We start from the raw sequence: 8,509 nt of genomic DNA, 5'->3' as shown, positions 1-8,509 counted from the left end.
TTTTGAATCCATAAGAAGGTTTTTTTGTTGTACAACCTCAAAGATACTTTGAGTTACTTTAATTCCTTCTTATTTTTTTATTTAGGACGCTATTGAATTATAATTATTTATTTATTCAAAAAACATAAATTGGCAGTGTAATTGTTACTGAAAAGGCATATTCAAAATATACAAACCAAATCAAACATTATGAAAAATTCAATTCTTACAGTGTTAGCTGTAGCTACAATCGTGTCGTGCAACAAAAAAGAAACTACTATTGCCGGCAGTAATTCAGATTCTTTAACGATGTCTACATCAGATTCTCCTACAACTCTTAGCGATTCTGCTACCACTGCGGACAATATGAGAACAGACAATACAATGCTCAGTTCTCAGGACAAAATGTTTGCAGATGCAGCATCAACAGGAAGTATGATGGAAGTAATGACCGGAAAACTTGCAGAAGCCAATGCTTCGAGTGCCGCTGTGAAATCTTTGGCTGCTATGATTGTAAAAGATCATACAATGGCTGGAGAAGAGCTAAAGAAATGGGCTTCGGCAAACAATTATAGCCTTCCTGCAGCAATGACTACCGAACAGCAGGCAATGTACGATGAATTAAAAATGAAAAAGGGAGCAGAATTTGATAAAGCTTATGCCAAAATGATGGTTTCCGATCATAAAAAGGATATTGATGCATTTAAAAAACAGTCTTCAGAAGGAAAAGATACTTCTTTAAAGACTTTCGCATCCAATACACTTCCTACTTTGGAAAAACATTTAAAAGAAGCCCAAAAAGTGGATTCTTCTATGAAATAGCTTGAAATTTTAGTCATTAAAAATCCGTTTTTCAGTAATGAAAAACGGATTTTTATAATTTTGAATTATTAAGTTATACTTTTTGAGTATTTTAATTTAGCTTTAAATGATAATTAACAATCGCCTGAAAATCCTTTTCTACTTTAAATTTTTGTTAATTAATGATAGAATACTTCTCATTAAGAGAATTATTTAGTTGCTTTTACCTGGTTGTAAATATGATGAATTAATCCATCTGCAACAGAGATTTTAGGAACAAAAATTTTGGTAATTTCAGACCAGTTCATAATGTTGTTATAGATTTTCAGTGCAGGAACCAAAACATCGGCTCTGTCTTGTCTAAAGCCGTATTTCGTCATTCTTTCTTCAACCGTAAGATCATTAAATTCTTTGTAAACCTTTTTAAGATGTGCCGAAGAAATGGGTTTTCCGTCTTTTGTTTTACTCATAGAGAAAACTTTGTTGATGTTTCCGCCGGATCCAATCGCTACAATCGGTTTTTTACTTACAATATTTTTCTTAATCTCCTCTTTCATTTCTTTCCAATTGTTTTCTGTAACTAAATTGTTCAGTAATCTTATGGTTCCTATATTGAAAGATTTTTCGTAGATCATTTTATTGTTTTCATAGAAGGTAAGCTCGGTAGAACCACCGCCAACATCTACATAAAGATAGGCGAAATCTTTGTCTAAACCTTCTGCAACATGATTTTCGTAAATTAAAGTCGCTTCTTCGTCTCCTGAAATAATTTCAATACTGATTTCTGAAGTCTGTTTCACCTGTTCAATGATTTCTTTTCCGTTATCTGCATCGCGCATTGCACTTGTAGCACAAGCTCTGTAATGTTCAACTTTGTAGACTTTCATCAGATCGCTGAAGATTTTCATAGAATCGATAACCATTTTTTCTCTTTCCTCACCAATTTTTCCGATAGTGAAAACATCCATCCCTAATCTTAAAGGAATTCTGAGAAGATTCAGTTTAATAAATTCTGGCTTACCATTCTGAATTTTTACTTCATTTATTAATAGTCTGGCTGCATTACTTCCTATGTCTATCGCTGCAATGATCATATCTGAAAAAGAATTTTGTTGGGAACTTAAATTTTATACAAATATACTACAAATGATGAAAGTTTATTGTGAAGAAAGTTTTAAATATTCAATATTGAAAAAGACTGATTATAAATAATGAAATTTGTGTTAAATTCTATTTTATGATGTTTATTTTCCTTTTTAAACAATAAAATGTTTTGGAAATTAATTCTATAAGCTTCAAAACCATGCTGATGTATTAAAAAACATCAAAAATTAAAAATAATATCTTTGTAAAAGTTTAAGGTTGAACCGATGCGTTCATTAATAGGGAATCAAGTATAAAAATCTTGAGCTGTACCCGCAACTGTAAGCTATATAAATTATTATAAATACACCACTGAACCTCTAGTTTGGGAAGGTTATAATAATATGCAAGCCAGGAGACCTGCCTTAGATTAATTTCAGCTTTCGGGAATAAAAGCGTATGAAAAGAATTTCTGCAAAGAATTTTTCGTGAGCGTTTTGTACCCTAAAGCGAAGTTTCGGGAGTAAAACTTTAATACAATTATATCATGAAGAAATTCTATTTTCTTATTCTGGCATTTGTCTTTTCGTTGACCAATGCACAAACCGAAGGAGTTCTTGTCCTTAATGAAGGCGGAGCGGGAAGCTCTAATGCTGAAATTTCGTTTATCGACAACCAGTCGGTCATCACCAACAATTATTTTAAACTCAAAAATAACAATGCAACGCTGGGAGATACTGCTCAGGACATTAAAATTTTTGGCGATAAAATTTTTGTGGTTTTAAATATTTCCAATACCATTAAGGTTATTAATAAATCTGATTTTTCTTTAGTTACAACCATCACAACTAATTTAAATAATCCCAGATATATTGCATTCAGTGGAAATAAGTTGTATGTAACCAATTGGGGAACAAGTAGTTTAACGGATGATTATGTTGCAGTATATAATCTGAATAATTATGCTTACGAAAGCAGTATTTCCGTAGGTGCTGGAGCAGAAAAAATCTTCAGTAAAAATAATAAACTGTATGTTTTGCTGAAAGGCGGATTTAGTCTTAATCATTTTATGGATGTTGTTAATCTTAATACAAATGCAGTTGAGTCTCAGGTAAATGTAGGCGATGCTCCGCACAGTATTTTCGAAAAAAATGATTTGTTGTACATCATGAGTTCAGGGAACCCTTATACAGCAAACTCTTTTGGGATATTTACAGTATATGATACTGCTGCTCAGGCAACGGTTTCAACATTTACATTTCCTGTGGGTACCAAACCAACTTATATGGATACAGATGGTACTAACATTTATTATATGAATGAGGCTTCCATTTATAAAACGCCTATTGCAAACCCATCATTCAATACAAATGCTATTGCTGTTACTCCAATGGCAGTTAATTCATACGGAACCGCATACGGATTTAATGTTGTAAATAATAAAATCTATGCTGCCGATCCTAAAGGATATATTGCTGCGGGAAAAGTATATTCTTACGATTTACAAGGTAATTTGCTCAATACTTTTACAACAACCTATTTGCCAAACCAGATTATTGCATACAGCAGTGCTTCACTCTCTACAGAGGAAAATAAAAAAACATCCAGGGTAAGCATTTATCCAAACCCGGCAAGCCAGAAATTCTTTGTAAAAGGACTTCAGCAAGGAAAAGTTCAAGTATACGATGCTAATGGAAGAATGGTTCTTGAACGTACGTATAATGAAAACGGAATAGATATCAGTTCTTTATTGCAAGGAGTGTATGTGGTAAAAATTACAGATAAATATTCTCATTTCTCAGAAAAATTAATCGTTAAATAATTAAAGAATGCGAAAGTTTTTCAGCGTATTATTCTCTACGTTTTTATATGCTTTTTGTGTAGCTCAGTTCACGGCAAATGATGTGAAGTTTTTTGCTGGAACAGGCTCACAAACGGCTTATTTTGTTGCAGATTTTAAGGATGGAACCGACGACAGATCGTATGTTTGGGGAGTAAGGTTTAATCCCGGACAAAATATTACTCCTCCACAAATGCTGCAAATGATAAAAGCTGCAGAGCCAGCTTTTGATTATAATCTTACATTTAATAACGGTTTTCTGGATAAAGTAAGTTTTAACAGTCATTCGCAACAATCTTCACCCGATTGGTGGAGCTTATGGACTGCAACAGATCCTTCTGCATTTGGAATGAATGGATGGATGAATAGCGGAATTATTGAGGACGGTACATGGTACGGTGCAAGTTACGGCTTTAGTAATCCGACTGCTGAAGCGCCGGTGTTGCCTGTCGCAGCTTATGGCTCTCAGTGGTATAATGCATCCCAAATAACAAATTGGATCGGTGTTGGATCTCACAGAAGCTTGGTTGTTGTTGATTTTGGAACCAATAATTCCAACGGAAATGCAAATTCCTTTGTTTTTGGTATTCAGTATAACGGTACTATTACGGGAGAACAGGCTTTGCAAATGATTGCTTCATATACCAATACTTTTAGTTTTACCGCAGCATCCAATCAGATTTCTTCGGTATCTTTAAATTCTTTTTCGGGTACTTCTTCCGGAAATTCTTCTTGGAAACTTTATAAAGGTACAGATCTCTCTAACTGGAAAACGAGTGCTAATCTTTCGTCTGTAGTGCTTAATAACAATGATTGGTTTGGTTTGGGTTTCGGATATAGAAGACCTTTTATACCTACTGAAGCAAACGTTAATTTAAGTGTAAAAGATATTGCTAAAGAAAGTTTCAGGATTTATCCAAATCCGGCAAGCGATTTTATTATGATTGATTCAACGGATAAGATTGAAAAGGTTGCTTTATATTCTGTAACAGGGCAGCAAGTTTTAACTGCAGTTAATAATAAAATAAATATACAGAATCTTCCTTCCGGTGTTTATGTGGTTGAAATTCAAACCGATAAATCTGTTATTTCGAAAAAAATAATTAAAAGATAAATTTTCTCAAACAATTGTTGTCTAACTGTAAGGTGTGCCATTTTAAGCACACCTTTTTTGTTGTTATTAAGTTTTTTGTAAGATTTTTTCAATTGAATAATAAAGTAAGTTATGCTGATACTTCAGTGGTGAAAAAACTTAAATTATACTATTCTTACTTTGAATTTTACCATAATTTAGGTTAGTAAAATTCTAATTTTGCGTAGATATTAGTTCCTTTTGAAGATTTCTTAAATACCATGGAATTAATCTTTTAATTCATGGAAAAAAAATACCCAACATTCAGTATTTGTAATCTGGTAAGTAATAAACTGTCTAAAGACCTTTTTAATGCAGATAAGTTTGAAGGATATTTAATTAATAATCCTCCCATTAAAAACATTCATAAGCATTCTTTTTATCATCTCGTTTACTTCACAAAAGGTAAAGGGGTTCACACGATAGATTTTACAAATTATGCAATTGAAGCAGGTTGTATTTATTTTATGATTCCGGGGCAGGTTCACCATTGGAAGTTCGAAGAAGATGAGGTGGAGGGCTATGTTATCAATTTTTCGGATATTTTTTTTGACCAGATATTTTTAAGTTCATCTGTTATAGATCAGTTTACTTTTTTCAATGTTTTTTCGGATCTCCAAATGCTGAAGCTGAGCGAGAATATTCGACCAAGAATTGTAGAAATTTTTGAAATTATTTTGAAAGAAATGGCTAAAAGCGATGAGTATACCATGATGATGATTGCTGCAGAAATGCTTCGTTTATTTATACTGGTAAGCAGAGAATTGCCTGTAAAAGCCACAATTTTAAGCAACGGAAACCGAAGTTCGGTATTTCTTAAACAGTTTTTTAATCTTATTGAAGATAATTTTAAAGAACTAAGACTTCCCAAAGATTATGCGTCGTTGCTGTATGTAACTTCCAACCATCTCAATTTTGTATGCAAAGATAATCTGAATCGGTCTGCGGGCGAAATTATTAGAAATCGTATTTTGCTGGAAGCTAAAAGAATGCTTGTAAATTACGATTTGTCTGTTGCCAATATAGCTATGGAACTGAGTTTTTTTGATACTTCCTATTTTATAAAATTCTTCAAAAAATATACGGGTTACACGCCGGATAATTTCAGGAAACAATACTACTCTTGAAGATTTTGTCATTCACAATTCATGGATATTGATGTTAATTACTAATCATATTGATGCATTAAAGTCTTTCATTTTCAGCAATTACAATCTGCTTATTTAGCAATATTTTCCATAATTAGTACCATGTTTAAAGGATATGCTCTTTATAAATTTGAAAATTATTTATAAGCTCTCTTTCTTGAATTTATAATCCTCATCGTTTATCTGTATTAGATATAATTGGATTATGATTTTTAGTAAGCAAAAAAAGAAAAAATAAAAGTGATATGGAGTTAGAAAAATTTAGTTATGACAATAATATTGTTAAAGCATTTCTTTATGCGACAATAGTATTTGGTCTTATTGGGTTTACATTTGGGATTACGGCAGCATTAATGCTTTTTTATCCGGAATTGCCCGAGTTTTTATTTGGAACCGATGATGCAACCATTCATAGTTTAAGAGCGGGAGGAATTCAGACTTTAATAGATACGCATGGTGCTTTTGGTTTTGGAAGAATAAGAATGCTGCACACCAATACTGTAATTTTTGCATTTGTATGTAACAGTGTTTACACCGGTGTTTATTATTCTTTACCGAGGCTTTTAAAAACGCCAATGGCGAGTCCTACACTGTCTTGGATTCATTTCTGGACATGGCAGATTATGATTGTTGCAACATTCATCACATTCTTTATGGGAATTAATACTTCCAAAGAATATGCAGAACGTGAATGGCCTATTGATATATTAATTACCTTTTCATGGGTTATTTTCGGAATCAATATGTTTATGACGATTGCAAGAAGAAGAGTAAGGCATCTCTATGTTGCTATTTGGTTTTATATAGGAACTTGGATCGGACTTGCAATGCTTCATATTCTCAATAATTTAGAAATACCTCTTTCTTTTGATTCTTGGAAGTCTTATTCTATGTATGCCGGCGTAAAAGATGCATTAGTACAATGGTGGTACGGACATAATGCGGTAGCGTTTGTTTTAACAACCCCAATTTTAGGTTTAATGTACTATTTTTTACCAAAAGCGGCAGAAAGACCTGTTTTTCCCTATAAACTATCGATTATTCACTTCTGGACATTAATTTTTGTGTATATATGGGCGGGGCCGCATCACTTGCAATATACAGCATTACCGGCTTGGGCACAGGCAGTTGGTTCAGGTTTCTCGATTATGCTTATTGCACCATCTTGGGGTGGAATGCTAAATGGTCTGCTTACCTTGGGATAAAGTAAGAGAAAATCCTATTTTGAAGTTTTTCGTCGTTGCGGTTACCTGCTACGGAATGGTAACTTTTGAAGGTCCGCTTTTGGCAACAAAAAATATAAATAAAATTGGACATTATACCGATTGGGTAATTGGGCACGTACATTTAGGAGCTTTAGGATGGAATGGCTTTATTGCTTTCGGGATGATTTATTATTTGGTTCCCATTATGTGGAGAACAAAAATTTGGTCTGTGAAAATGGCAAACTGGCATTTTTGGTTAGGGACAATGGGAGTTATTTTTTATGCGGTACCAATGTACATTTCCGGATTTACTCAAGGGTTGATGTGGAAACAGTTTAATCCAGACGGAACCCTGATGTGGAAGAACTGGCTGGATACTGTAACAGCTATTATTCCTTATTTTAAGATGAGGTTTATAGGTGGTGCATTTTATATTTCAGGATCAATTCTTATGGTTGTAAATGTTATTGCTACGATAAGAAAAGGTTCATTCCAAAGAACTGTTCCAGCAGAAGCACCGGCATTAGCTGTAATTTCACCGAAAAGAAAAGAAGGAGAAGGTACTAACCTTTGGATTGAGAGAACGCCATATATGTTGAGCATTTTATCATTTTTTGTACTCTCTATAGGAAGTGCAGTCGAAATTATCCCTACATTATCTCTAAAGAAATCTGCACCTACTATCTCAGCGGCAAAACCATATTCTCCCTTAGAGTTGGAAGGTAGAGATATTTATATTCGAGAAGGGTGTAATGCATGTCATTCTCAGATGATTAGACCGTTTAGGGATGAAATTGTAAGATTTAATGGTAAAAATGGTGAATACTCCAAAGCCGGAGAGTTTGTTTATGACAGACCATTTTTATGGGGTTCTAAAAGAACAGGACCAGATTTGCATAGGGAAGGAGGGAAGAATCCTAGTTCGTGGCATTATAAACACATGTATAATCCGAGATCTACATCTGCAGGTTCTATTATGCCGAGATATCCATGGCTCATTAGTACAGATTTGGATAAAAGTAAAATGGTGGATAAAATCGTTTTTATGAAAAATGTATATGATGTTCCTTATACAAAAGCGCAGGTTGACACTGCTGAAAGCTGGGCAAATCATCAGGCTGCTACCATTGTAAAAGAACTATTTTCTGAAGCGAGCGACTTAAAAGATGTTTACTCTAAAAGTGTACGTCTTCAAACTAACTTGGACATTTTGGAATAAATCCTTAAGGAGTATTTAGGGTTATAAATTTATTAATTTCTGTTGAAAATACAACTGTCTTCTTTTTCGGATTGAATCCGATTTTATTTGTCTTCTTTTTTC

The 8,509-nt window shown here is 33.5% G+C and carries 5 protein-coding genes, 1 pseudogene and 1 riboswitch; of the genes and pseudogenes, 5 read left to right on the top strand and 1 reads right to left on the bottom strand.

Translation table 11 applies throughout. The features are described from left to right. Positions 1-189 precede the first annotated feature (189 nt). Positions 190-801 (top strand): DUF4142 domain-containing protein, encoded by a 612-nt coding sequence (locus tag IV513_RS14200; protein ID WP_209391217.1) that lies wholly within the window; start codon positions 190-192, stop codon positions 799-801. Between the two features lie 188 nt (positions 802-989). On the opposite strand, the gene IV513_RS14195 is transcribed toward IV513_RS14200, so the two are convergent. Then, positions 990-1,874: an exopolyphosphatase gene (locus IV513_RS14195; RefSeq protein ID WP_209391216.1), complete on the bottom strand. Its 885-nt coding sequence runs from the start codon at positions 1,872-1,874 to the stop codon at positions 990-992. Positions 1,875-2,122: 248 nt separating this feature from the next. Beyond that, positions 2,123-2,306: riboswitch (cobalamin riboswitch) on the top strand. 104 nt (positions 2,307-2,410) lie between these two features. On the opposite strand from IV513_RS14195, the gene IV513_RS14190 reads away from it, so the two are divergent. The 4 genes and pseudogenes from IV513_RS14190 to ccoO all read left to right on the top strand — a co-directional run. After that, positions 2,411-3,685: a YncE family protein gene (locus IV513_RS14190; protein WP_209391215.1), complete on the top strand. Its 1,275-nt coding sequence runs from the start codon at positions 2,411-2,413 to the stop codon at positions 3,683-3,685. A gap of 7 nt (positions 3,686-3,692) precedes the next feature. Further along, complete coding sequence (locus IV513_RS14185) at positions 3,693-4,817, top strand: T9SS type A sorting domain-containing protein (RefSeq protein ID WP_209391214.1); 1,125 nt, start codon at positions 3,693-3,695, stop codon at positions 4,815-4,817. Between the two features lie 260 nt (positions 4,818-5,077). Next, a complete protein-coding gene (locus IV513_RS14180) occupies positions 5,078-5,962 on the top strand; it encodes a helix-turn-helix transcriptional regulator (protein ID WP_209391213.1) in 885 nt (294 codons plus the stop codon). A 266-nt stretch (positions 5,963-6,228) separates the two neighbouring features. Continuing rightward, positions 6,229-8,368 (top strand): annotated as a pseudogene (gene ccoO / locus IV513_RS14175) (cytochrome-c oxidase, cbb3-type subunit II); the annotation flags it as partial. Positions 8,369-8,509: the final 141 nt, after the last annotated feature.

It is taken from the genome of Chryseobacterium sp. RR2-3-20, assembly GCF_017808115.1.
GTDB classification, from domain to species: domain Bacteria; phylum Bacteroidota; class Bacteroidia; order Flavobacteriales; family Weeksellaceae; genus Chryseobacterium; species Chryseobacterium oryzae.
The sequence above is the reverse complement of the archived record's forward strand: the minus strand, read 5'-3'. Positions and strand labels throughout refer to the sequence as shown.

Excerpts from the sequence above, each read along its gene's own strand:
- IV513_RS14180 (WP_209391213.1), top strand. The coding sequence starts at position 5,078 with ATGGAAAAAAAATACCCAACATTCAGTATTTGTAATCTGGTAAGTAAT.
- IV513_RS14195 (WP_209391216.1), bottom strand. The coding sequence starts at position 1,874 with ATGATCATTGCAGCGATAGACATAGGAAGTAATGCAGCCAGACTATTA.
- IV513_RS14190 (WP_209391215.1), top strand. The coding sequence starts at position 2,411 with ATGAAGAAATTCTATTTTCTTATTCTGGCATTTGTCTTTTCGTTGACC.
- IV513_RS14185 (WP_209391214.1), top strand. The coding sequence starts at position 3,693 with ATGCGAAAGTTTTTCAGCGTATTATTCTCTACGTTTTTATATGCTTTT.
- IV513_RS14200 (WP_209391217.1), top strand. The coding sequence starts at position 190 with ATGAAAAATTCAATTCTTACAGTGTTAGCTGTAGCTACAATCGTGTCG.